Source organism: Streptomyces coerulescens (genome assembly GCF_042657965.1).
Taxonomy (GTDB): Bacteria; Actinomycetota; Actinomycetes; order Streptomycetales; family Streptomycetaceae; genus Streptomyces; species Streptomyces coerulescens.
Genome location: NZ_JBHSKM010000044.1, coordinates 123891 through 145577, shown reverse-complemented (window position 1 = coordinate 145577; position 21687 = coordinate 123891). Strand labels below are relative to the sequence as shown.

Here is a 21687-nt window from a genome sequence, read left to right as displayed (position 1 = left end):
GCCGGGTTCACACTGCGAAGGTCGTGCCGATGCCCATGCCGGTGATCCACTCTGGGACCCGCTCGTAGGAGGTCCACACGAGGGGCAGTCCGACGGCAGCATGGCCGATCAGCCAGCAGCGGATCTCGTGGCCACCGCTGCCGGCACTGGCCTCCAGCCCGTCGTGCCCCATGGCGAGGACAGGGTCGAGGTCGGGGATGCCGAGCTGCTTGAGGAACCAGGTGTCCCATGCGTCGTTCACGCGTGCCGTCGGGTCCCCGCCCATGGCGCGCACGCGGGGCTCCCTGGCCTCGGCGAAGGCGTGGGGGTCGCGTCGGCCATGGATCAGGGCCGTGCGTTTGTCGCCGCTGACGGCAGGGTCACGGGGGTCGTTGGAGGGCAGCCAGTGCGACAGCCCTCCGCTTGCCAGTACCAGGACCCGGCCGGGAAAGTCCGCAGCGCGGATGGCTGCTCCCAAGGCCTCGCCCAGCGCGGCGCAGCGCTCCAGACTGGGCAGCGGTGGTGCGGCGGTGTTGACGACGATGGGCACGAGGGGGGTCTCGGTCCCGCCCGTGGCCATCTCATAGCTCTGCACGATGCCGTGGTCGACGGTGAGCGAGTACGAGAACGACAGGTCGAAGCCCGCGTCGTCCAGGCCCTCGCGGATCGGCCAGGCAAGCTCCGCGCACACCGGGAGCGGCCCCGGGGTGCTGCCGTAGTCGCCGAAGCCGACCGCCGCGTCGACACTGATCGAGAACGGCGGCATCACATCGTAGAAGTTGGCGTGGAAATGATCCGGCCCGATCACTACGACGGCATCCGGCGACATCGCCGCTACCGCGCGTCGCACGCGCGCCACGTCGGAGAGGAAGACCCCGCCGGGTGCGGTCGGCCGATTCGGCGGGAGCAAGGTGGCGAAGGGGGAGTGGGACATACCCAGAAAGCCGATGATTTCGCTCATACGGGGTCCTTGCGCAGGATGAGGAAGTCGTGGTGGGCGGCCAGGAACGCGGTGACCTTCTCCCATTGGGGCCAGTGGCCGGCGTCGGTGATGACGTGCAGGCGCGCGTCGCGCAGCCAGCCGAGCAGGGTCTCGGCCTCGTCGAGGCCGCCGGTGGGGTCGTGGTCGGTCCACAGCAGCAGGGTGGGCGCGGTGATCCGGCCGACCCAGGCAGGGTCCCAGGCGTAGTCCTTGCGGACCTCGGGGTCCTGGAGGACCAGGGTGTTGGTGATGGCCCGGATGAAGCCGGGCCGGGTGTAGACGGCGCGTCGGAGGTCGACGAGTTCGTCGGTGACCATCTCCTTGTGGTGGAAGAGGAACTCCACCCGGCGGCGTACCGTCTGATCGTCGGCGTTTCGGACGGCGGCCATCGTGCTCTCACGCAGACGTGCCATCACTTCGGGCTTGTTGGCGATGTTCCCCGGGGTGTTGAGCACCAGTCGGTCGACCCGCGCGGGGTGGTGGGCGGCGGCCCAGGCGGCGACCCAGCCGCCGAGCGATTCCCCGGACAGATGCGCCCGGGGGATGCCGAGCTCGTTCATCACGCCGATCAGGTGAGCGGTGAGGACGTCGATGGTGTACGGCGTGTCCGGCAGGTCCGACCAGCCATGCCCCACCATGTCGTACGCGGTGACGCGGAAGTCGGCCGCCAGGCCGGCCAAGTCACGTGCGTAGGCCTCCAGGTGGCCACCCGTGCCGTGCAGCAGGATGAGGTCGGGCCCGCTGCCGGCGCGGAGCACCCGGGTGCGTACGGTGTGTCCGGCCACGTCCACGTCGATATGGCCCAGTTCGTGATCGAGATCGGCCAACTCCGCCCAGACGCTGATGTGTTCGGGCAGCTGACCGCTCTGTCGGGCGTCGCTGTGCGGGCGTACGGGGGGCGGCGTGTCGGTCTCGGATGTCACAGATCCTCCTGGGAGAAGCGGGCGCGCGCCGCGTCGATGGTGGACAGGCCGGCGCTCTGGCGCCGGCCGACCCCGAGCAGGTTGAGCAGCCGGGAGTTCTCGATGGTCAGGAACTCCACCGGCGCTGCGCCGGAGTCGTTGTAGTGGCGGTGCCAGGTCCACGGCGGGGTGTAGACGAAGTCTCCGGTGGACCAGTGCACGGCTTCGTCCTCGACTTCGCTGTGTCCGCTGCCGGAGATGACGTAGTGCACGGTCTCGTGGTGATGGCGTTGCATGTCCGAGCTCTCGCCGGCCGGGATCGTCTGCCGGAAGATCTCGAACGTCGCGGTGGGCAGACGCCCGGCGATGGACAGCTGGGTGGGATTGTGGATCTGGTCGGCGGGCAGCGGCTCCAGTTCGCCCGCGCGCACGACCAGCGGGCGCAGGGAGCCGGCGGGCACGGCGGCGGACACGGTGGCGAGGAAGTCGGGCATGGTGAAGTCGGGGCCGGAACTGGACATCAGATGGTCTCCGTTCGTCCACCGTCGACGGTCAGGACGGTGCCGTTGACGTAACTCGCCGCGGATGAGGCGAGGAAGGCGACCGCGGCGGCGATCTCAGTGGGCTCGGCGGGCCGGCCGGCCGGGACGGCGGCGCTGTCCTCGGCCACCACATCGGCGTAGGCACGCCCGGTGGCCGCGGCCCGCGCGGTGAGGATCTGGGCCCGCCGGTCGGTCGCGGTGGCACCGGGGGCCACACAGTTGACGGTGACCCCGTCGGCCGCGAACTCGTGGGAGAGCAGTTTGGCCGCAGCGGTGACGGCCGAGCGCAGCACCACCGAGGTGGCCAGACCGGGCTGTGGTTGCCGCACGGCGGTCGACGTCACGAAGACCACACGGCCGAAGCCGCGCTGCGCCATGGCCGGAAGCACCAGGCGGGCGAGCCGCAGCGGGCCGAGGAGCAGGAGTTCGAACGCGGACTGCCACTGGGCGTCGTCGACAGCGAGAACAGCGCCGGGCGCGGGGCCTCCGGAGTTGAGCACCAGCACATCGAGCGGGCCGTACTCAGACCCGATCTCGCCGAGCAGTTGCGCCGCGGTATCGGGGGCGGACATGTCGTTGACCAGCCAGTGCACCGGCGCCCCGGTGGCCGCCCGCAGTTCCTGAGCCGCGGTCTCGAGGGCCTCGGCGCGGCGGCCGGTGATCACCACCCGGTGCCCGCCGCGCGCCAGGTCCTCGGCGACTGCGCGGCCGATTCCGGTGGCGCCGCCTCCGACCAACGCGGTTCGCATCACGATGACAACCTCCAGATCATGTGTCGTCCCGCCGCCGTGGGGCGCGCTGGGGCCGGCTTGACTGTCGTCGGGTAGGTGTAGCGTGAGCCAAGTGACTGCGAGGAGCCAACGGTGAGTCCCACCAGGCAGGACTCGGCCCCGGATAAAGATCCGAACGGCGGAGGGCACCAGGGCTCCGGAAATCGTGTGTCCCGGTCCGGCGGGCTGGACCGGGCCGCCGCGATCCTCGGCGCCTTCGACGCCACACACCGGGAGCTGACCCTCGGTGCCCTGGTCCGCCGGTGCGGGCTGCCGCGTTCGACCACCCACCGCACGGCGGAGACGATGATCCGGCTGGGGTGGCTGGACAAGCCGGGGGAGTACTACCGCATCGGAAACCGGCTCTTCGAACTGTCCGGCCTGGCGCCGGTGCGGCTCGAACTGCGCGAAGCGGCGCTGCCGTTCCTGCAGGATCTCTACGGCGCCACCAAGCTGACCGTCCAGCTGGGCATTCTGGACGGCACCCAGGTGCTGGTGGTGGAGAAGATCACCGGACATCGTCCGATGCCGATGCTCTCCCAGGTCGGGGGCTTCATCCCGGCGCACTGCTCCGGGCTGGGCCGCGCGATTCTCGCCTACTCCGCGCCCGAGGTCGTCGACGAAGTCGTCGAAGCCGGCATGGAGGCCCGGACACCACGCACGATCACCACCGTGGTGGGCCTCAAACGCGAGCTGGCGGCGATTCCGCACCGCGGCTGGGCGGTCGACCGGGAAGAGGGCAACATCGGGATCAGCTGCGTCGCGGCCCCGATCTTCGGCCCCCTGGGCGAGGTCGCCGCGGCGCTGTCCATCACGGGCCCGACCGCGCTGGTGCGGGCGGACCGGGCGGGACCGGCGGTACGGCTCGCCGCGGCCGCAGCAACCCGCGCGTACTGCACGCGCCGCTGACCACTTACCGAGACTCCTGCAGAAAGCCCCGGCCTTCGGCCGGGGATGAATGCATCTCAGGACTGCTCTGACCCGCAGATCACAGCGGGCGTTTCTGCTGCTCAATGTACTGGCGGATGATCGCCAGTGGTGCTCCGCCGCAGGATGCTGCGAAGTACGAGGGCGACCACAGGTGGCCGTGCATGATCGCCCGGTTGATGCGCCCTGTGAACTCCTGGCGGATCAACCGGGCGGATACGCCCTTGAGACTGTTGACCAGCTTGGAGACGGCGACCTTGGGCGGGAAGTGCACCAGGAGGTGCACGTGATCGCGTTCGCCGTTGAACTCCTTCAGCTCCGATTCGAAGTCCTCGCACACCTTCCGCATGATCTCTTCGAGACGCGTCAGCATCTCGTCGTTGAACACCCCGCGTCGGTACTTCGTCACAAAGACCAAGTGGACATGCATCGCCGAGACCACATGTCTGCCACGGCGGAAGTCATCGTTTGTAGCCATAGACCAACCGTACTATGATCAAGCTATGCAGCTTCGCTACTCCTACCGGGTGTACCCGGACGCCACTCAGCGCCGTGCGCTGGCCCAGGCGTTCGGGTGCGCCCGCGTGGTGTGGAACGACTGCCTGCGCGCCAGGAAAGAGGCGTACGAGGCCGGGCTGCCGTTCGTAAGGTCGGCGGAGCTGTCCAAGCTGCACATCACCCAGGCCAAGCGCACCGAGGAACGGGGCTGGCTCGCCGACGTGTCCGCCGTGCCCCTCCAGCAGTCCCTTCGGGACCTGGACACCGCATACAAAAACTTCTTCGACGGCCTCAAGGGAAAGCGCCCCAAGATGGGGCCGCCTCGCTTCAAGTCGAAGAAGGACACCCGGCAGTCGATCCGCTTCAACACCAACGCGTTCTCCCTCCAGGGCAACGGCACGGTGTACGTGGCCAAGGTCGGCAACGTCCGCGTGAAGTGGTCCCGCGCCGTCCCTGCCGCCCCGACCTCCATGACCTTGATCAAAGACTCCTCGGGCCGGTACTTCATGAGCTTCGTCGTGGACACCAACCCCGACGTACTGCCCGAGATGGACACCGAGACCGGCATCGACCTCGGCCTAGGCCACTTCGCGGTGCTCGCCGACGGAACCAAGGTGGACAGCCCCCGCTTCCTGCGCCGGGCCGAGAAAAAACTCAAGAAGATGCAGAAGACCTTGAGCCGCAAGGCCAAGGGCAGCAACAACCGCGCCAAGGCGCGGGCCAAGGTCGCACGCCAGCACGCCCGCGTGGCGGACCGGCGCCGCGACTGGCTGCACAAGCTCTCCACGGATCTGACCCGCGACAACCAAGCGATCTACGTGGAAAACCTGGCAGTCAAGGGCCTGGCCCGCACCCGTCTGGCGAAGTCCGTACACGATGCAGGTTGGTCGCAGTTCGTCGCGATGCTGGAGTACAAGGCTGCCAAGCACGGCCGGTACTTCGGGAAGATCGGCCGGTTCGAGCCGACCTCTCAGGTCTGCTCGGCCTGCGGGATCAAGGACGGCCCCAAGTCCCTGCACGTCCGTGAGTGGACCTGTCAGGAGTGCGGGACCGCCCACGACCGCGACATCAACGCCGCACGCAACATCCTGGCCGCCGGGCGGGCGGACAGGCTAAACGCCTCGCAGAGCGCAGGTAAGACCAGGGCGAAAGTCCCGGCACAGCGCGTTGAAGCAGGAAGCCACCGGAAGGGTCAGACGACCCAGGCCGGAATCCCCGCCCTTTAGGGCGGGGAGTACGTCAAAGGTCATCACCAGCCGTTGTCGGCCTGCCAGTCACCGACCGTCGTCGGCCTGCTCAGGTGCCCGCACAACTCGGGTCCCGACCAGTGGGACGCACCGCTGCTCCCGTGGCGTGACGGCACACATACTGGCGCCACATCGATCCGCTCCTGGGCCCGGACGAGCCCGAGACGAGCGGCGCCGAGAGCCGGCGGCCGTATGACGGTCGTGAAGGAGGGTGGTCATGTACGTGGACCAACAGCAGGCCGAGGACGAGCAGCGCCCACAGCAGGGGGTCCTCGCGCCCGGAGACGGCGACAACGTCGGGGCCATCGGCCTGGGCATCTACGTCAAACTCACCGGCCAGGACACCAAGGGGGCCTACTCGCTGTTCGAGTACGTCGTCCCGCCCGGCCTGGGCGGCCCGCCCACCCACATCCACAGCCGCGAGGACGAACTGTTCGTCTGCGTCGCCGGCCAGGTCACCGTCGAACTGGCCGGGCAGGTGCACCGCCTGTCTCCCGGTTCGGTCCTGCTGATGCCCCGCGGTGTGCCCCACATGTTCTACAACGAGGGCGAGGCCGAGGGACGGGTCATCGCCGTGGTCTCTCCCTCCGGCCTCGAGAACTACTACCGGGATCTCAGCGCGCTCCCTCCCGGCCCACGGGACATGGCCAAGGTCGCGGAGGTCATGAAGAAGCACGGCCTGTCCCTCCTGGACAAGGGAGAGAGGCCCTCGTGACGGGCACGCGGACGGGCGCCGCAGCAGCGGACAGGGACAAGATGGTGCGCGACATGTGCGCCGCCGTCGACGCCCACGAATTCGAGCGCTTCGGCTCCTACTTCACGGACACGGCCTACTACCGCTTCGGCAACAGCGCTCCCGTACACGGCCGCGCCGCGATCGTCGCCGCCACGGCAGGCGCGGTGGCCTCGATTCCGCCGGTCCGCCACCACATCGACCAGATCGCCCAGTTCGGCGACCAGCTCTTCTGCCGCTTCACCATCGAAGTGGCGCTTGAGGACGGCACGGTGGCCATGCCGTGCGTGACCGTCATCGGGCTCGCGCCCGATTCCGGCGCCGGAGCCCCAAAGATCATCGACTATCGCGTTCACATGGACATCTCACCCGCGCTGGCCCCACCGCCCGTCTGAACGGGTTTGTGGCAGGCGGAGATACGCCCGACCGGAGCGCTCGGCATCCGTCGGGCAAGCCTGCGAGTCGACGTCGCGCCGTCGTGCGCATGCCTTTCGATGTGCGCCGCCGCACGGCACGGCAGCAGTGCCGGCAGGCGAGCAGCCCCTGAGCCACAGAGGAGAGTCGCGTGAGGATTGGGATCATCGGCGCCGGAGTCGCCGGGCTGAGTACCGCCAAGGTGCTCAAGCAGCTGGGCCACGATGTGGTCGTCTTCGACAGAACCCCCGACGTCGGCGGGGTATGGAGCCGCACCCGCCGCTATCCGGGTGTCTCGACGCAGAGCCCGAAGGCGCAGTACTCCCTGTCTGACTTCCCGATGCCCGCGGACTATCCCGAGTGGCCCAACGGGGAGCAGGTACAGCGCTACTTCGCCGCCTACGCAACGGAGTTCGGCCTCGACGAACATCTGAGGCTGAACACTGAAGTGGTCAAGGCCCGGCCTGCGGACGGCTGTTGGGCGGTCACCGTCCGTGACACGTCCTTGTCCTCGTCCTCGTCCCCGGAGCCATCGCCGCTGTCGCTGTCGCTGTCGGCTGAGAGGACCATGCTCTTCGACCGACTGGTGGTCGCCAACGGGGTGTTCTGCGAACCGGCCCTGCCGCACTTCCCGGGCCTGGAGGAGTTCACCGCGGCCGGCGGCCGGCTGTGCGCGGGCACGGAGTTCCACGATGCCGAGGAGGCCCGTGGCAAGCACGCACTGGTCGTCGGATACGGCAAGTCCGCCTGCGACGTGGCCGTACCGATCAGCCAGGTGGCGGTCAGCACGGACGTCATCGCCCGGCAGATGCTGTGGAAGGTGCCGCGCAGAATCGCCGGAGTCCTGAACTTCAAGCTCCTGCTGCTGACCCGGCTGGGCGAGGCGCTGTTCCGTTACCGGGTCCTGCGCGGCGTCGAGAAGTTCCTGCACGGCCCCGGCGACGGGCTGCGACGCCGCATGATCAACTCCATTGGGTCGGTCGCCGTCCGGCAGTACGGGCTCGAACAGGCCGGACTGGTTCCCAGGGGCAGGATGGAGGACATCGTCAAAGGCGCCATCGGCCTGGGCACGGAGGGATTCTACGAAGGCGTCGCCGACGGCTCCATCACCGTGCACCGCGACCAGACCATCGTCAGGCTCCTCGCCCAGGACGGCCGCCCCCGGGCGGAACTCGCGGACGGCCGCGTACTGCCCGCCGACCTCGTGGTCTGTGCCACCGGATTCACCCAGGCGGTGCCGTTCCTCGACCCCGACATCGAACAGCGGCTGCTCGACGAACGCGGCAACTTCATGCTCTACCGCCAGGTCCTCCCACTCGACGTCCCGGGGCTGTACTTCAACGGCTACAACTCGTCGTTCTTCAGCCCCCTCAACGCCGAGATGGCCGCCGTCTGGATCGCCGCCGACCTCGCCGGCCAACTGCCGCTTCCGGCGACGGAGGCACGTCGCAGGGCAGTGGTCGATCAACTCGCGTTCATGGACGTCGCGACCGACACGCATCACTGCCGCGGAACGAAGATCATCCCGTTCTCGATGCACAACGTCGACGAGATCCTGGACGACCTGGACCTGAACATCAGCCGGTTCGTCCGGGCCTCCCACTGGATCAACCCGGTCAATCCAGCCGCCTACCGACGTGTCATGCCGAGGCTTCTGGCACGGCTACGTCAGACCGACACCGGCCCGGGGAGGCATGGCGACCCGACGTCCGGACCTGCGCAGTCGCGGTCCACGGATCCCTGGAGTGCGGCGCCGGGCCAGGCCGAACGCCTCCTGGAGCACTCCGAGGAGCCCGGAGGGCATTCCGGGTGACAGTGGTCGGATCGGTCGAGGGTCGGTCGGGTGGGTCGGGTCTGCTCGGTCGAGTCAGTCGCCTCAGTCGGGTTGACCGGCCAGGATCTGCCGTATGACCGGCGCGGTCCAGCGGGCGAGGTCTTCATGACTCATGTCGGCGATGCCGGGCGTGGCCAGGATGTAACGGCTGGTCGCGAGGCCGATGACGAATGCTCCCAAGAGCGCGGCGCGTTCGGCGCCGTGGTCTCGGGTGGCCGATGACAGGGCCGGCGCGACCTGGGTGACGAACACCTCGCGCATCTTGGCCGCGGCGGTCGGATTTGTGGCGGCGGCACGCAGGAGCGCCAGGAAGGTTTTGTCCTGCTCCCAGACGGCGAAGAAGTGCGGCAGCAGCAGCGCGGCCAACGCATCAGGCGGCACGGACGTGAGATCGGGCAGGGGCACGTGGAACTCGGCCGCTGCGGCGAACAGGCCTTCCTTGCTGCCGAAGTAGCGAATGGCCAGAGCCGGGTCGACACCGACGTCGGCGGCGACGGCGCGCATCGTCGTGCGCTCGTAGCCGTGGGTCGCGAAGTGGGTCCGCGCAGCGGCGAGGAGATCGGCTCGCGTGGCATCGGGGTTGCGGGGACGTCGAGCCATGCGACGAGCATAAGTCAATGATCGTTGACTTGTCGACAGAGCCCGCTGGCATCTAAGTCACCACCTGTTGACTTGCCGATGGTCCCTCGCTAGCGTCGAAGTCACCGATTGTTGACTTATGGGTTGGGAGCCAGCGATGAAGCAGGCGAGCAGCGTTCGTCCCGTTCTGGTTGTCGGGGCGGGCCCCACCGGTCTGACCGCGGCTGTCGAACTGTCCCGGCTCGGCGTGCCCGTCCGGATCGTCGATCGATCTCCCGGTCCGTCCGACACTTCCAAGGCCCTTGCCGTGCAGGCCCGCACGATCGAACTGCTGGAGCCGCGTGGCGTGGGCGAGCAGATGGTGCGCGCAGGGCAACTGGCCGGCGGGACGTCGATCTACGGCCGGGGCAGGAAGCTGGCCACGGTCCGTTTCCAGCACATACCCGGCCGCCTGAACTCCCTCCTGCTGCTGCCCCAGTCGCAGACCGAGCGGCTGCTGGCCGAGCGACTGCGTCGGCAAGGTGGAGAAGTCGAATGGGGGACCGAGCTCGTCTCCTTCACCCAGGACGACTCCGACCCCAAGGCGGGAGTCCGCGCAGTGCTGAAGGGCGCTCAAGGAGCGGAAGAGGACCTCGACGCGGAGTACCTCATCAGCGCGGAGGGCGCGCACAGCAGTGTGCGACGCAGACTCGGGCTGCCGTTCGAGGGTTCCTCACTGACCCAGCGCTACCTGCTGGCCGACCTGCACCTCGACAGCGACATCCCCGAGGACGAGATGTCGATCTTCCTGGCCACCGACGGGTTCCTCGCGGTCTTCCCCATGGGCAAGAGCCGCTTCCGCCTCATGGCCACCGACCCGTACGCCGAGGCCGGCGACGCCGACACACCCGCCCTGCACGACCTGCAACGCGTCTGCGACCACGTCATGCCCGTGCCCGCCCACGTGTCCGACATGAGCTGGAGCTCCCGGTTCTTCATCAACAGCCGTCACCTGTCGACCCTGCGTGTCGGCAACGTGTTCCTCGGGGGTGACGCAGCCCATGTGCACAGCCCCGCAGGCGGACAGGGCATGAACACCGGAATCCAGGACATGATCAATCTGTGCTGGAAGCTGGCACTGGTACGTGCGGGGCAGGCCAGGCACGCACTGCTGGACACGTACCAGAGTGACCGGCTCCCACTGATCAGCAAGCTGGTCCGGACAACCGAGACCGCCACCAAGGCATTCAACTCCACCAGTTCTCTCGTCCACGGCCTGATCACCCGCGTCGCCCCCGCCGCGCTGAGCACCGACCGCGTACAGAACAAGGCGACCATGCGGCTCAGTCAGGTCGGCGCCAGTTACCGTGGTGGCCCCCTCGCCCACGGCGGCGGGGGGCACGGCCGGCTGCGTGCCGGAGACCGCGTGCCGGACGCCGACGTGATCCTCGTAAGCACCTATCAGTCGGGGACTGTGACCCGCCTCTACGAGCTTCTCGACCTGGGCAGGCTCACGCTGGTCAGCACCGATCCCGACAACGACCTGCGCACGCTCCCAGCACAACTGCGCCCGTGGCAAGGCGTCCTCGCCGTCCGGCACATCCAGGTCGCCGCCGACCAGCCCCAGTTGCGCGGCCACGACGCGCAGATCTCCGCTGACCTGGCCGCGCGCCCAGGCCTGCTGCTGATCCGGCCCGACGCCTATCTCGCCGCCGCCGGTGACCCGGCCCTGCTGGCCGACTGGCTCAGCACATGGTTCGTCTGAGGAATGACCGAAGGAGCAACATGCTGACGATCGCCATCCGTTTTCACGTCCGGCCGGAGTGGACCGAACGCTGGCCCGCCCTCGTCGAGGAATTCACCGAGGCCACCAGGAGTGAGGAGCACAACGCCTGGTTCTGGTGGGCACGCAGCGTCGACGACCCTTGCGTGTACTTCCTGCTGGAAGGCCACCAGGAGGCCGGAGTCGCGGACCACCTCACCTCGCCGCTCATTCCGAAGATCCAGCGGGAGTGGCCGCAAGCACTGGTCGAAACCCCGAAGATACTCATGGCCACCGTCCCCGGCGAAGGCTGGCAGACCATGGACCTGCTCCCGGTTCCACCGTCCTAGGCACTATCAATGAAGTCCCGTTGCGCTTGGGTGCCATCAACGAACATGTCGCGAGCCGCAAGCGGTAGGGACCTCGGCAGTAGCCACACATCGACACTGGCAAGCTGTCCGTCACCACGCAACAAAGACACCAGCAGGCATTCTGGTGTGCTCCAGCCGGCCGCACGCCGAACGCCGCTGATGAACTCGCCGGCCCACCTGTCTCTCTCCAATCAGGCTGTTTTCGGGATAGCCGAGGGTTGCCCGGTGACGAGGGATTCGTAGGCGGCGAGGACGATGCGCAGGGTGCGCAGACCTGCGTATCCGTCGGGGTGGGCGCGTTGGCCGGTGCGGGCGGCGGTGAGGAAGCTGTTGAGCATGGCGGCGTCGAGATCGACGGCGGTGGGTTCCCAACGGGGTGTGGAATGGGTGGTGTCGTAGCCGGTGAGGAGGGGTGGGAAGGCGTCGAACTCGACCTGGGCGCGTTCGGTGACGCAAGTGAGACTCAGCCCGCCCCAGGTGGGGTGGGTGGCGGGGTGGCTCCAACTGCAGTCGATGGTGGCGACCAGGCCACCCGGATAGGTCATCGTGATCAGGCCGGCGCTCTCGACGCCTTGCACGGCCTCGTCGTGGGCGGGGGAGAGGTGGTCGTTGGCGACCGCGTAGACGTGTGTGGGCTGTTCGCCGTCGAGGAGGACGTCGAGGAGATCGGCGATGTGGACGGTGTGGTCCATGACCGCGCCGCCTCCGGAGAGTACGGGGTCGGCGAACCAGGAGCGTTCCAGCGCGGGCGGGGAGGAGTTGTTGACGCCGTGGACGCTCAGAAGCCGGCCGAGTGAGCCGTCCGTGAGGCTGTGCCGCAGGGAGGCGAAGGCCGGGTGGAAGCGTACGGGGTAGGCGGTCATGAGACTGACGTGGGCCTTTTCGCAGGCTTCGATCATGGCCAGGGCGTCGGGCTCCGTGGTGGCCAGGGGCTTCTCGCACAGGATGTGAGCGCCTGCCGCTGCCGCCATTTCGACGAGCGGCCGGTGGCGTGTGTTCTCACTGGTGATGATGACGGCACGAGGCTGTTCGGCGAGGGCTGCTTCATAGCTGGAGCGGTAGGAGACGCCCAACGCGTCGGCGAGCGCCTTGCCACGTGAGGGGTCTTCGGGGTCGGCGTCGGGGTCTGCGGTGATGAGTTCGATGTCGGAGCGGTCGCGCAGCAGTCGCAGGTACGTCGCTGCGTGGACATGGGCGAGGGACAGGACGGCGACCTTCATCGGTGGTTTTCCTCCACGAGCGGGTGCGGGTACGTGTCGTCGATCGCGACGGCGAGGCCGGTGGCCGCGGATTGCCGCGCTGCTGCGGCGATACGGACGGCTGCGACGCCGTCGTGGGCGCTGACCCGGGGCGGGGGGCCGCCCTGGAACGCGGCCGCGAACTCGCGTATCTGCGTGGCGAACGGGTCTTCACCGAAGTCACCCGTCGGTACACCGTCGCCCTGTGCGGCGGGGTGGCCACTCGCGCGCAGCGAGGGGTGGGCGAGCGAGTCGTGGGTGAGGGTGCCGTCGGAGCCGGCGATGTGGAAGGTGTAGCGGAACGGGGTGGCAGGCGGGCCCCATATGCCCAGGACCTGCGAGATCACGCCGGATTCGTGGGTGAGGGTGGCGCCTCCGGCGGCCACGGGCCCGTCGGGGGCGGTGGGATTGCCGCGCTGGGTGGCGTGGATGCTGACGACGTCGCCGAAGAGCCACCGGGCGATATCGATGTCGTGGAGCATCTGGTCGGTGACGATGCCTCCGGACAGGGCGGGGTCGGCGAACCAGTTGCTCCATGTGGGATAGCGGCCGGCGCGGGTGAAGCGAGCCACTGCCACGCGCCCGAGCGCCCCGGAGGTGACGGCGTCAAAGAGGCGCGTGTAGGCGGGAAAGAACCGCACGACATGTCCGGGGTAGAGCAGGCGTCCTGCTTCCTCGGCGGCGTCGGCCATGTGCTGGGCGTTCTGGGGTGTCAGGGCGAGCGGTTTCTCGCACAGGACGTGGGCCCCAGCCTCGAACGCGGCCAGGGCGATGTCGTGGTGGGTGGTCGTGGGGGTGCAGAGATCGGCGACTGCCGCCCCGTCAAGGGCCTCCTCGAGGGAAGCTGCCTCGGTGAGGCCGAACTCCTCGGCGAGCAGGGCGGCTTGGCCGTCAGTGGAGAAGATGCGGATGCGCGCCCCGAGGGCGATCCAGGCCGGCACGTGCGTGCGGGCGATGAACCCGGCACCGATCACGGCCACATCGAGACTGCTCATGCTCGGTTCTCCTCATCGTTGCTTCTTCCTGCCGCACCGCGTGTTCGGAGGGCACTACGGATGCTGCGCACGCGGGCGGAGGTGAGGTCGGGAACGGTCCAGCACGCTCCGGCGCGGGTGAGGTCCGCCGCGTCGGTGGTGGTGGTGACGCCGACGATGTCCCGCACGCCTGCGGCGACCAGGGCGCGGACGCCGGAGGGCGAGTCCTCGAAGGCCAGGCAGTGTTCGGGCCGCGCGCGCAGGGCCGCGCAGGCCTTCAGATAGCCTTCGGGGGAGGGCTTGCCCGTGGTGGTGTCCTCGGAAGTGACGACCACGTCGACCAGGTGCCGTATACCCAGGACCTTGTCGAGGAGGTGCTGTGCCCACGGGGCGCCGGCGCTGGTGATGACGGCCACGGGGTATTTCACGCGTATCTGCTGGATGAGCGCCGCCGCGCCGGGCACGACCTTGACGCTGCCGGCGTGTTCCAGGGTGAAGGCGGTCATCGTGGACAGCACGGCTGCGGCGTCGGTGCCTGTCCAGGGTCCGGGAACGCCGGTGATGACGTCGCTGGGCCGTCGCCCCATGTAGTGCTGCTCGTAGTCGGCGTCGGTCACTGTGACGCCCCAGGTGTCGAAGAACGCCTGCCAGGCGAGGCGGTGGACCTCTTCGCTGAGGACGAGGGTTCCGTCCAGGTCCAGCAGGACCGCCTCGCACCGGTCCCGGGTGGGCGAACCGTATGCGCCCCGCTGGTGCGGAAAGCCGCGGCCGGTGGACATCACGACGCCGCCCAGCTGAACATCAGCGCCCCGGCCCGCACCGGTCCGGTGACCGACGGCGCCTGCGCGGAACCGGGCGCGCTGTCGAGGACGACGACGGGACAGATCGCGGACAGACCGCGCGCGCGAACCGCGCCGGGGTCGAACGTGATCACATTCTGGCCGACCTCGACCTGTTCCCCTTCGGTGACATGGGTGCGGAATCCGTCCCCGTTCAGCCGAACGGTGTCGATGCCCAGGTGTACCAGGACGGCCGCGCCGCCGCCGGTGCGGATGACGAAGGCGTGTGGGCGCACCGTGGCCACCTGGCCGGTGACAGGGGCTGCGACATCGATGGGCCCCGCATCGCCGGGGGGCTCCACGGCCATTCCCGAGCCCACCATCTGAGCGGCGAAGACAGGGTCCGGGACCTTGCCGAGCGCTGCGAGGGTCCCGGACAGCGGGGCATGGACCGCGAGCCTCACAGCAGCTCCTTGATGTCCTCGGCCAGGGAGTCCGCCTCCGGGCCCACGACCACCTGTACGACACCGGCTGAGACGAGGACTCCAAGAGCCCCTGCCTTCTTGAGGGCGCTGACGTCGACGGTGTCCGTGTCGTTCACCTCGGTGCGAAGCCTGGTGATGCAGGCCTCGATGTCGGCGATGTTCCCGGCACCGCCGAGCCCTTCGATGATCAACCGCGCTTTTGCGGACATGTGTGCCTCTCGATGGATGAGCGTGCCGACCGGCGCCTCGTAGGACACCGGAGCCTTTGATTTTCACTACTGGTTATGACCAGTAGTGACCAGAAGATAGCGGGTGGCGGATCTGGTGGCAAATGAGGCATGGACATGTCAATAATTTGGGTGTTGCGTGGCCCTGAACGGGCTATGTGATCGGCGAGTGGTTGCGGGCCCGGCCGGGGGGGGTCCCGACCTGCTCTCTGGGCTCACCGCTCACCATGCGCCCTGCACCCTTGCGGCGAAGGCGATGCCAGTCGCGAGGTAGGCGCTGGCGTATCCGACAAACGCGACCGTGGGTGCCCTGGCTAGTTCTGGGGGTCAGGGGATGTTGTCGTTCCGTGTGCTCAGGTGAGGGGGCCTTGGGCCGTATCGGCGCACGCGGAAGGGTCAGTGGTCGGTGAGCGTCATGTGCAGCTGGTAGCGGTCGGCGCGGAACCAGGAGTATGCGTGCTCGACGGGCTGCTCGCCGCTGTAGGCGATGCGGTCGAAGTACATGACGGCAGTGCCCTTGGGGATGCCCAGCAGTGCGGCTGTCTCTGTGGACGCCGGGCCGGCTCCGACGGTCTGCTCCGCGCGGTCGACGGGATATCCGAATCGGGAGTCGAGGGTGTCGTAGACGGACGCCGTGAAGTCGACCGAGTCCATGTCGGGCAGGAGCTGTGCGTCGTACCAGGCGTCCTCGACGGAGATGGGGGTCCCGTCGGCCAGCCGGAGCCGCCGGACGTGCCAGGCCTGCTGCCCCTCGGTCATCCCCAGGGCGGTGGCGGCGGCCGGCGTCGGGAGCTCCTTGTTGATGGAGAGCACCACGGTGCCCGGCTCCAGGCCGAGCCGGCGCATGTCCTCATGGAAGGAGGCCAGGCCCAGTTCTGAGCGGTGGGTCCGTTCGGCGACGAAGGTGCCGCGCCCGTGCACCCGCACGGCCAGGCCCTCCGCCACGAGCTGGCCCAGGGCTTCGCGCACCGTCACCCGGCTGACTCCGTGATCGATGCACAGTTTCCGCTCGCTGGGCAGTGCGTCGCCGGGGGAGAGCTGGTTGGTGCACATGTCCACGAGGATCGCGCGCAGCTGCGCGTGTTTGGGCAGCATGCCCTTGCCGGCGATCCGCTGTGCAGTCACTGCGACCCCACTCTCGATTCCCAGGAGGCTCGGTCACGCCTCCTGGCTGGTTATTACCAGTATGCAGCATGCAGGTGCTTGCCATCCACGTCGGGTTCGCCCATACCCGCCGGGGATGGGTCATGGCCTCGGTGTGTCGGGCTCGACTTCTGCTGTTTCCGGGGCATTGACATGCCCTGACTTCGGGGCCATTCTGTGGGGCAACTGGTCATGACCAGACAGTACCAGCGGGGATCGGCTGGTCCAGTAGCCCGCGCTGCTGCATTCCCCGGTTCTCCGCGCCCCTGCCTCCGCTCACCCTTCGAGGTCCGCCATGAGCACCGACACATCCACGTCCACATCCACAGGCCGCCGTCCGGGCCTGGCCGGCCTGCAGAAACTCGGCCGCAGCCTGATGCTGCCGATCGCCACACTGCCCGCCGCGGGTCTGCTGCTCCGACTGGGGCAGGACGATGTCCTGGGCAGGTTCTCCGCCCTGAAGGACACCGCCCACGTGATCTCCGCCGCCGGCGGAGCCCTGTTCACACACCTGCCGCTGATCTTCGCCGTCGGCATCGCGATCGGGTTCGCCAAGAAGGCGGACGGCTCCACAGCACTGGCGGCGGTAGTGGGCTACCTCGTCCTCGACGGTGTCTTCACCGCGATGTCCCCGGTCGTCCTGGAGGGCAAGAAGGACCTGGCGGGCGAGCAGGCCGTCGTCAACTTCGGGGTCCTCGGCGGAATCGTCATCGGTCTGCTCGCCGCCATGCTCTGGCAGCGGTTCTACCGCACCGTGCTACCGCCCTATCTCGGCTTCTTCAGCGGCCGTCGACTCGTACCCATCCTGACCGCCGTCACCGCACTGGTGGTCGGGGTCCTGATGAGCCTGATCTACCCCCTGTTCAACAGCGGCCTCACCTCGGTCGGCGAGGCCGTCGACGAGAACAGCATCATCGGCGGCGGCATCTACGGCACCGCGAACAAGCTGCTCATCCCGCTCGGCCTGCACCACATCCTCAACTCCGTCGTGTGGTTCATCATCGGCGACTATCAGGGCGCCCACGGCGACCTCAACAGGTTCTTCGCCGGCGATCCCGAGGCGGGCATCTTCATGACCGGGTTCTTCCCGATCATGATGTTCGCCCTTCCCGCCGCCGCCCTGGCCATCTGGCGCGAGGCCCGCCCCGAGCACCGCAAGGCCGTCGGCGGGATCATGCTCACCGCCGGACTCACCAGCTTCCTCACCGGCATCACCGAACCGATCGAGTTCGCCTTCCTCTTCGTCGCCTGGCCCTTGTACCTGGCCCACGCCGTGCTGACGGGAACCTCGCTCGCCCTGGTCAACGCCCTCGATATCCACCACGGGTTCACCTTCTCCTCCGGACTCATCGACTACGCCCTCAACTGGGGCAAGGCCACCGACCCTCTCCTGCTGATCCCCATCGGCCTGGGCTACGCCGTCCTCTACTACGTGCTGTTCCGCTTCGTCATCCGCCGTTGGAACCTGCGCACCCCCGGCCGAGAGGACGACACCCAGGACAACCCGGAGACCGATCAGGACCTCCGACCGCAATCCGTGGCCTGACCGGCTGCGGACCACACCCGACCCCTTCGAAAGGAACCCATATCCATGGCGCAGCGCGTCGTCTCCATCGGCTTCCGCAGTGGCCTGCACGCACGGCCGGCCGCCACCTTCGTCCAGGCCGCCTCCCGGGCGCCCCTGCCGGTCACGATCGCCATCGAGGGCAAGCTTCCGGTGCCCGCCGACAGCGTGCTGGGCGTCCTGACGCTCGCCGCCCGTCACGGCGACCAGGTCACCCTGACCGCAGAGGGCGAACAGGCCGAGGCCGTCCTGGACGAATTGGCCGACCTGCTGGGCAAGGAGCTCGACGCGTGAGCCCTGCTTTCGTCACGATGACCGGCTACGGCGTCAGCCCCGGACTGGCATGCGCACCCATGGTCCGCATGACGCCGCCTGCCGTCACCGACCCCGGGGAAGAACCGGGGGCCGACCCCGCTCGCGAAGTACAGCGCGTCCGTGAAGCGCTCACCGAGGTGGCAGAACAGCTGAGCACCATCGCGACCGACAAAACCGCAGGCGAGATCCTCGAGGCGGGCGCCACCATGGCCCGCGACCCCGCTCTCGTTCAAGCCGCCGCGGACCACATCGGTCAGGGCACGCCCACTGCTCACAGCCTCTCCCTCGCGATCGACGCCTACTGCGCCCAACTCGAGGAAACCGGCGGCTACATGGCCGAACGCGCGGCCGACCTGCGCGACATCCGCAACCGGGCCGTCGCGCTCCTGCTGGACGTGCCCATGCCTGGCATCCCCCGGCCCGGACATCCGTTCATCCTCGCTGCCGAGGACCTGTCCCCGGCCGACACCGCGCAACTGGCGGGACGCGATGTGATGGGTCTGCTCACCGAAAAGGGCGGCCCGACCGGCCACACCGCCATTCTCGCCCGCAGCCTCGGCCTGCCCGCCGTGGTCGGATGCCCCCAAGCCGCGACCCTGCCGAACGGCACGCTCCTCCTCCTCGACGGAGAGGCCGGCACCGTCGAGCCGCACCCCTCGGCCCACCGCCGGCAACGGGCCGTCGAGGCCGCGCTCGAGCGCAGGCAACCGCGGGCCAAGGGACCCGGCCGTACGGCCGACCAGCACGCGGTGACGCTCTCGGCCAACGTCGGCACCCTCGCGGACGTCGCCCGAGCAGCGCAGTCCGACAACGAAGGCGTGGGACTGTTCCGCACCGAATTTCTCTTCCTGGACCGCCGTGAACCTCCCACGCTCGAGGAACAGATCCAGGCGTACTCGCAAGTGTTCGCCGCCTTCGACGGGCGCCCGGTGACGGTGCGCACTCTGGACGCGGGCTCCGACAAACCCCTGCCGTTCCTGTCTCTGCCCTCGGAGGACAACCCCGCCCTCGGGATCCGGGGACTGCGTACGGCCGCACACTGTCCCGACATCCTGGTGACCCAGCTTCAGGCGCTCGTCACGGCCCAACGCCGTACCGGCGCGCAGATGAGGGTCATGGCACCGATGGTCTCCACCGCCGAGGAAGCCGCCCAGTTTGCCGACCTCGCCCGCGGCTTCGGCGTGCAGTCTGTCGGGATCATGATCGAAGTACCCTCTGCTGCCCTCGACGCCGACCGCCTGCTCCAGCACGTCGACTTCGCCAGCATCGGCACCAACGACCTCTCCCAGTACACCCTGGCCGCCGACCGCACCTCCCGCACCCTCGGCCGTTTCCTGGACCCCTGGCAGCACGCCCTGCTCACCCTCGTCGCCGGCGTGTGCCGCGCCGGCGCGGCGCTGGAGCGCCCAGTGGGTGTGTGCGGAGAAGCGGCCGCGGACCCGCTGCTGGCCCCCGTCCTGGTCGGCCTGGGAGTGAGCAGCCTTTCCATGGCCGCCCCGGCTGTCGCCGCCGTCCGCGACGCGCTGGCCCAGCTCACACTCCAGCACTGCCGCAGCCTGGCGGACGCCGCACTCGACGCCCCCACACCTGCCATCGCACGTGCCACCGCACGGGAGATGAGCGACGCATTCCACAAGGCCGCCCACGACCGGGAGGGACGGTGAGATGGAGGTGGTGATCCGCCCCGACGCCTATGCGGCCGGCCGCACGGCCGCCGGCATCGTCCAGCAGGCGCTGGCCGACGGCGTGACCACGCTTGGACTGGCCACCGGCTCCTCGCTCCTTCAGGTCTACCGCGACCTCGCCCGCCGCCACCGCCACGAGGGCCTCAGCTTCAGCGGCGTCGACGCTTTCCTGCTCGACGAGTACGTGGGACTTCCGGCCTTGGATCCGCAAGCCCTCGCGCAGGAGATTCGGCGCGAGCTGACCGATCATGTCGACCTCGACCCCGCACGGCTCCACCTGCCCTCGGGCACGGCACCCGACCCCGCGGCCGAAGCCCGCCGCATCGAGCAGCGCCTGACCGAGGCGGGGCCGGTCGGCCTCCAGTTGCTGGACATCGGCGTCAACGGCCACATCGGCTTCAATGAACCGGGCTCTTCGCTGGCCTCCCGTACCCGGCTCAAGACCCTCACCGACGACACCCGCCGTGAGCACGCACGTTTCTTCGGCGGCATCGCCGATGTTCCCCGCCACGTCATCACGCAAGGGCTCGCCACGATCGGCCAGGCATCCCACCTGGTACTGATCGCCACCGGCCCGCACAAGGCCGGCGCGGTGACGGCCGCCGTGGAAGGCCCGGTGACGGCGGCTTGCCCTGCCTCGGTCCTCCAACTGCACCCCCACGTCACCGTCGTGGTGGACGAACTGGCGGCTTCACGGCTGGCACAGAAGGCCTATTACCGCTGCATCGCACGCCACAAGCCCGTCGGCCAAAGGTACTGATGACACGCCCCGCACACGTGGTCGCCGTCGACCTCGGCGGCACCACGATCAAAGCAGCCCGCTACGAAGCCCACGGGATCGCCGCCGAAACCCTGCGCCTCCCCACGCCGTCCTCGAAAGGACAGGACGCCGTCGTCGCCGCAGTCGTGCAGGCTGCGACGGCACTCATCCGTCCCGGCGTGCGGGCCGTCGGCCTCTGCGCGCCCGGGCTGGTCGACACCGAGACCGGAGTCATCCGCTACGCCGCCAACCTCGGCTTGCGCGACACGCCCCTCGCCGCGGCCGTGGCTGACGCCGTCCACCTGCCCGTTGTGCTCGAGCACGACGTGAGGGCTGCCTGCGTGGCCGAGCGGCAGCTCGGGCTCGGCACCGACGTGAGCGACCTCCTCGTGGTCGTGCTCGGAACCGGCCTGGCCGCAGGCATCGTCAGTGACGGCCGTCTGATACGAGGCGGGAGCGGCATTGCCGGGGAGTTCGGTCACATCCCTGTCCACGCCGATGGTGAACTGTGCGCCTGCGGCCAGCGCGGATGCGTCGAGGCATACGCCGCAGCCGGCGCTGTGGTGCGCCGCTACCGCCGGACCGGCAACCGTGCGGACACCGCCGCCGACATCAGCGCACGCCTGGACACCGATCCCCATGCCGGTCGTATCTGGGCCGAAGCGACAGATGCCCTGGGCCGGGCGCTGGTCACCTCGACCCTCCTGCTCGATCACCAACGCATCGTCCTGGCAGGCGGAATGACGGCGGCCGGATCCTGCCTCACGACACCTGTCCGCCGGAGCCTGCGACGCGGACTGGCCTGGCGGACCGCGCCCGCCGTCGAGATCTCCCCCCTCGGTGCGGACGCCGGGCTGCTCGGAGCGGCACTGTACGCCGCGACAGCCATCGGGGCGGCCCCGGCCCGGGGGAGCTGAGCCGTGTGGTGAGGCGTTCCCCTCGGCCCATGCCCCGCCGGAGTACCGCCGTGCGGCAGCGGCCATCCGGCCCCGCTGCCG

The 21687-nt window shown here is 68.9% G+C and carries 24 protein-coding genes; 12 read left to right on the top strand and 12 right to left on the bottom strand.

Going from position 1 to position 21687, the window contains the following annotated elements:
* Positions 1-7 precede the first annotated feature (7 nt).
* From ACFPQ9_RS38130 to ACFPQ9_RS38115, 4 genes are read right to left on the bottom strand one after another with little or no spacing between them, the layout of a single operon-like run.
* Positions 8-940 carry a DODA-type extradiol aromatic ring-opening family dioxygenase gene (locus ACFPQ9_RS38130; protein WP_380863613.1) on the bottom strand — a complete coding sequence of 311 codons (933 nt, stop codon included), beginning with the start codon at positions 938-940 and terminating at the stop codon, positions 8-10.
* Entirely contained in the window at positions 937-1884 is a 948-nt protein-coding gene (locus ACFPQ9_RS38125; RefSeq protein ID WP_380863611.1) for an alpha/beta fold hydrolase, read from the bottom strand. The genes ACFPQ9_RS38130 and ACFPQ9_RS38125 overlap by 4 nt, the downstream gene beginning before the upstream one ends.
* Positions 1881-2384 carry a cupin domain-containing protein gene (locus tag ACFPQ9_RS38120; protein WP_380863609.1) on the bottom strand — a complete coding sequence of 168 codons (504 nt, stop codon included), beginning with the start codon at positions 2382-2384 and terminating at the stop codon, positions 1881-1883. The genes ACFPQ9_RS38125 and ACFPQ9_RS38120 overlap by 4 nt, the downstream gene beginning before the upstream one ends.
* On the bottom strand, positions 2384-3154 hold the full coding sequence (locus ACFPQ9_RS38115) for an SDR family oxidoreductase (protein WP_380863607.1): 771 nt from the start codon (positions 3152-3154) through the stop codon (positions 2384-2386). Before ACFPQ9_RS38115 ends, ACFPQ9_RS38120 begins: the two co-directional genes overlap by 1 nt.
* Positions 3155-3343: 189 nt before the next feature.
* On the opposite strand from ACFPQ9_RS38115, the gene ACFPQ9_RS38110 reads away from it, so the two are divergent.
* On the top strand, positions 3344-4084 hold the full coding sequence (locus ACFPQ9_RS38110) for an IclR family transcriptional regulator (protein WP_380863605.1): 741 nt from the start codon (positions 3344-3346) through the stop codon (positions 4082-4084).
* Between the two features lie 79 nt (positions 4085-4163).
* Here the strand turns inward: ACFPQ9_RS38110 and tnpA are convergent, their stop codons facing one another.
* Positions 4164-4580, bottom strand: coding sequence for an IS200/IS605 family transposase (gene tnpA / locus ACFPQ9_RS38105; RefSeq protein ID WP_380863603.1), 417 nt, complete (start codon positions 4578-4580; stop codon positions 4164-4166).
* Positions 4581-4605: 25 nt separating this feature from the next.
* Here tnpA and ACFPQ9_RS38100 point away from each other — a divergent pair, with 25 nt between their 5' ends.
* The 4 genes from ACFPQ9_RS38100 (at position 4606) to ACFPQ9_RS38085 (ending at position 8807) form a co-directional block, all read left to right on the top strand.
* Positions 4606-5826 carry an RNA-guided endonuclease InsQ/TnpB family protein gene (locus ACFPQ9_RS38100; RefSeq protein ID WP_380863601.1) on the top strand — a complete coding sequence of 407 codons (1221 nt, stop codon included), beginning with the start codon at positions 4606-4608 and terminating at the stop codon, positions 5824-5826.
* Between the two features lie 238 nt (positions 5827-6064).
* The gene (locus tag ACFPQ9_RS38095; RefSeq protein ID WP_380863599.1) at positions 6065-6562 is read left to right on the top strand and encodes a cupin domain-containing protein; all 498 of its coding nucleotides are present in this window, start codon (positions 6065-6067) and stop codon (positions 6560-6562) included.
* Positions 6559-6975, top strand: coding sequence for a nuclear transport factor 2 family protein (locus ACFPQ9_RS38090; RefSeq protein WP_380863597.1), 417 nt, complete (start codon positions 6559-6561; stop codon positions 6973-6975). The genes ACFPQ9_RS38095 and ACFPQ9_RS38090 overlap by 4 nt, the downstream gene beginning before the upstream one ends.
* A 170-nt stretch (positions 6976-7145) precedes the next feature.
* Positions 7146-8807, top strand: a complete 1662-nt coding sequence (locus tag ACFPQ9_RS38085) for a flavin-containing monooxygenase (RefSeq protein WP_380863595.1) — start codon at positions 7146-7148, stop codon at positions 8805-8807.
* 63 nt (positions 8808-8870) lie between these two features.
* Here ACFPQ9_RS38085 and ACFPQ9_RS38080 read toward each other — a convergent pair whose 3' ends face one another.
* Positions 8871-9428, bottom strand: coding sequence for a TetR/AcrR family transcriptional regulator (locus ACFPQ9_RS38080; RefSeq protein WP_380863593.1), 558 nt, complete (start codon positions 9426-9428; stop codon positions 8871-8873).
* Positions 9429-9564: 136 nt separating this feature from the next.
* Here ACFPQ9_RS38080 and ACFPQ9_RS38075 point away from each other — a divergent pair, with 136 nt between their 5' ends.
* Together ACFPQ9_RS38075 and ACFPQ9_RS38070 are read left to right on the top strand one after the other, a co-directional pair.
* Entirely contained in the window at positions 9565-11151 is a 1587-nt protein-coding gene (locus ACFPQ9_RS38075) for an FAD-dependent monooxygenase (protein WP_380863591.1), read from the top strand.
* Between the two features lie 20 nt (positions 11152-11171).
* Positions 11172-11498 carry a putative quinol monooxygenase gene (locus ACFPQ9_RS38070; protein ID WP_380863589.1) on the top strand — a complete coding sequence of 109 codons (327 nt, stop codon included), beginning with the start codon at positions 11172-11174 and terminating at the stop codon, positions 11496-11498.
* Between the two features lie 212 nt (positions 11499-11710).
* On the opposite strand, the gene ACFPQ9_RS38065 is transcribed toward ACFPQ9_RS38070, so the two are convergent.
* From ACFPQ9_RS38065 to ACFPQ9_RS38040, 6 genes are all read right to left on the bottom strand, one after another.
* The gene (locus tag ACFPQ9_RS38065; protein ID WP_380863587.1) at positions 11711-12739 is read right to left on the bottom strand and encodes a Gfo/Idh/MocA family protein; all 1029 of its coding nucleotides are present in this window, start codon (positions 12737-12739) and stop codon (positions 11711-11713) included.
* Positions 12736-13752 carry a Gfo/Idh/MocA family protein gene (locus ACFPQ9_RS38060; protein WP_380863585.1) on the bottom strand — a complete coding sequence of 339 codons (1017 nt, stop codon included), beginning with the start codon at positions 13750-13752 and terminating at the stop codon, positions 12736-12738. The genes ACFPQ9_RS38065 and ACFPQ9_RS38060 overlap by 4 nt, the downstream gene beginning before the upstream one ends.
* Positions 13749-14510 carry an HAD family hydrolase gene (locus ACFPQ9_RS38055; protein WP_380863583.1) on the bottom strand — a complete coding sequence of 254 codons (762 nt, stop codon included), beginning with the start codon at positions 14508-14510 and terminating at the stop codon, positions 13749-13751. The genes ACFPQ9_RS38060 and ACFPQ9_RS38055 overlap by 4 nt, the downstream gene beginning before the upstream one ends.
* Positions 14510-14974, bottom strand: a complete 465-nt coding sequence (locus ACFPQ9_RS38050) for a PTS sugar transporter subunit IIA (RefSeq protein ID WP_380863581.1) — start codon at positions 14972-14974, stop codon at positions 14510-14512. The genes ACFPQ9_RS38055 and ACFPQ9_RS38050 overlap by 1 nt, the downstream gene beginning before the upstream one ends.
* Positions 14971-15204, bottom strand: coding sequence for a PTS sugar transporter subunit IIB (locus ACFPQ9_RS38045; RefSeq protein WP_380863579.1), 234 nt, complete (start codon positions 15202-15204; stop codon positions 14971-14973). Before ACFPQ9_RS38045 ends, ACFPQ9_RS38050 begins: the two co-directional genes overlap by 4 nt.
* Before the next feature lie 414 nt (positions 15205-15618).
* The gene (locus ACFPQ9_RS38040) at positions 15619-16347 is read right to left on the bottom strand and encodes a GntR family transcriptional regulator (RefSeq protein WP_380863577.1); all 729 of its coding nucleotides are present in this window, start codon (positions 16345-16347) and stop codon (positions 15619-15621) included.
* 313 nt (positions 16348-16660) lie between these two features.
* On the opposite strand from ACFPQ9_RS38040, the gene ACFPQ9_RS38035 reads away from it, so the two are divergent.
* The 5 genes from ACFPQ9_RS38035 to ACFPQ9_RS38015 are packed head-to-tail and all read left to right on the top strand — an operon-like array spanning position 16661 to position 21606.
* Positions 16661-17911 carry a PTS transporter subunit EIIC gene (locus tag ACFPQ9_RS38035; RefSeq protein WP_380863575.1) on the top strand — a complete coding sequence of 417 codons (1251 nt, stop codon included), beginning with the start codon at positions 16661-16663 and terminating at the stop codon, positions 17909-17911.
* A 45-nt stretch (positions 17912-17956) separates the two neighbouring features.
* Complete coding sequence (locus tag ACFPQ9_RS38030; RefSeq protein ID WP_380863573.1) at positions 17957-18223, top strand: HPr family phosphocarrier protein; 267 nt, start codon at positions 17957-17959, stop codon at positions 18221-18223.
* On the top strand, positions 18220-19908 hold the full coding sequence (gene ptsP, locus ACFPQ9_RS38025; RefSeq protein ID WP_380863570.1) for a phosphoenolpyruvate--protein phosphotransferase: 1689 nt from the start codon (positions 18220-18222) through the stop codon (positions 19906-19908). The genes ACFPQ9_RS38030 and ptsP overlap by 4 nt, the downstream gene beginning before the upstream one ends.
* A gap of 1 nt (position 19909) precedes the next feature.
* Complete coding sequence (locus ACFPQ9_RS38020) at positions 19910-20689, top strand: glucosamine-6-phosphate deaminase (RefSeq protein ID WP_380863568.1); 780 nt, start codon at positions 19910-19912, stop codon at positions 20687-20689.
* Entirely contained in the window at positions 20689-21606 is a 918-nt protein-coding gene (locus ACFPQ9_RS38015; protein WP_380863566.1) for an ROK family protein, read from the top strand. Before ACFPQ9_RS38020 ends, ACFPQ9_RS38015 begins: the two co-directional genes overlap by 1 nt.
* The last annotated feature ends 81 nt before the right edge of the window (positions 21607-21687 follow it).

Coding starts and splice junctions, on each gene's coding strand:
- ACFPQ9_RS38130 (WP_380863613.1), bottom strand. CDS start 940: ATGAGCGAAATCATCGGCTTTCTGGGTATGTCCCACTCCCCCTTCGCC.
- ACFPQ9_RS38120 (WP_380863609.1), bottom strand. CDS start 2,384: ATGTCCAGTTCCGGCCCCGACTTCACCATGCCCGACTTCCTCGCCACC.
- ACFPQ9_RS38115 (WP_380863607.1), bottom strand. CDS start 3,154: ATGCGAACCGCGTTGGTCGGAGGCGGCGCCACCGGAATCGGCCGCGCA.
- tnpA (WP_380863603.1), bottom strand. CDS start 4,580: ATGGCTACAAACGATGACTTCCGCCGTGGCAGACATGTGGTCTCGGCG.
- ACFPQ9_RS38100 (WP_380863601.1), top strand. CDS start 4,606: ATGCAGCTTCGCTACTCCTACCGGGTGTACCCGGACGCCACTCAGCGC.
- ACFPQ9_RS38095 (WP_380863599.1), top strand. CDS start 6,065: ATGTACGTGGACCAACAGCAGGCCGAGGACGAGCAGCGCCCACAGCAG.
- ACFPQ9_RS38080 (WP_380863593.1), bottom strand. CDS start 9,428: ATGGCTCGACGTCCCCGCAACCCCGATGCCACGCGAGCCGATCTCCTC.
- ACFPQ9_RS38075 (WP_380863591.1), top strand. CDS start 9,565: ATGAAGCAGGCGAGCAGCGTTCGTCCCGTTCTGGTTGTCGGGGCGGGC.
- ACFPQ9_RS38070 (WP_380863589.1), top strand. CDS start 11,172: ATGCTGACGATCGCCATCCGTTTTCACGTCCGGCCGGAGTGGACCGAA.
- ACFPQ9_RS38065 (WP_380863587.1), bottom strand. CDS start 12,739: ATGAAGGTCGCCGTCCTGTCCCTCGCCCATGTCCACGCAGCGACGTAC.
- ACFPQ9_RS38060 (WP_380863585.1), bottom strand. CDS start 13,752: ATGAGCAGTCTCGATGTGGCCGTGATCGGTGCCGGGTTCATCGCCCGC.
- ACFPQ9_RS38055 (WP_380863583.1), bottom strand. CDS start 14,510: ATGTCCACCGGCCGCGGCTTTCCGCACCAGCGGGGCGCATACGGTTCG.
- ACFPQ9_RS38045 (WP_380863579.1), bottom strand. CDS start 15,204: ATGTCCGCAAAAGCGCGGTTGATCATCGAAGGGCTCGGCGGTGCCGGG.
- ACFPQ9_RS38035 (WP_380863575.1), top strand. CDS start 16,661: ATGAGCACCGACACATCCACGTCCACATCCACAGGCCGCCGTCCGGGC.
- ACFPQ9_RS38030 (WP_380863573.1), top strand. CDS start 17,957: ATGGCGCAGCGCGTCGTCTCCATCGGCTTCCGCAGTGGCCTGCACGCA.
- ACFPQ9_RS38020 (WP_380863568.1), top strand. CDS start 19,910: ATGGAGGTGGTGATCCGCCCCGACGCCTATGCGGCCGGCCGCACGGCC.
- ACFPQ9_RS38015 (WP_380863566.1), top strand. CDS start 20,689: ATGACACGCCCCGCACACGTGGTCGCCGTCGACCTCGGCGGCACCACG.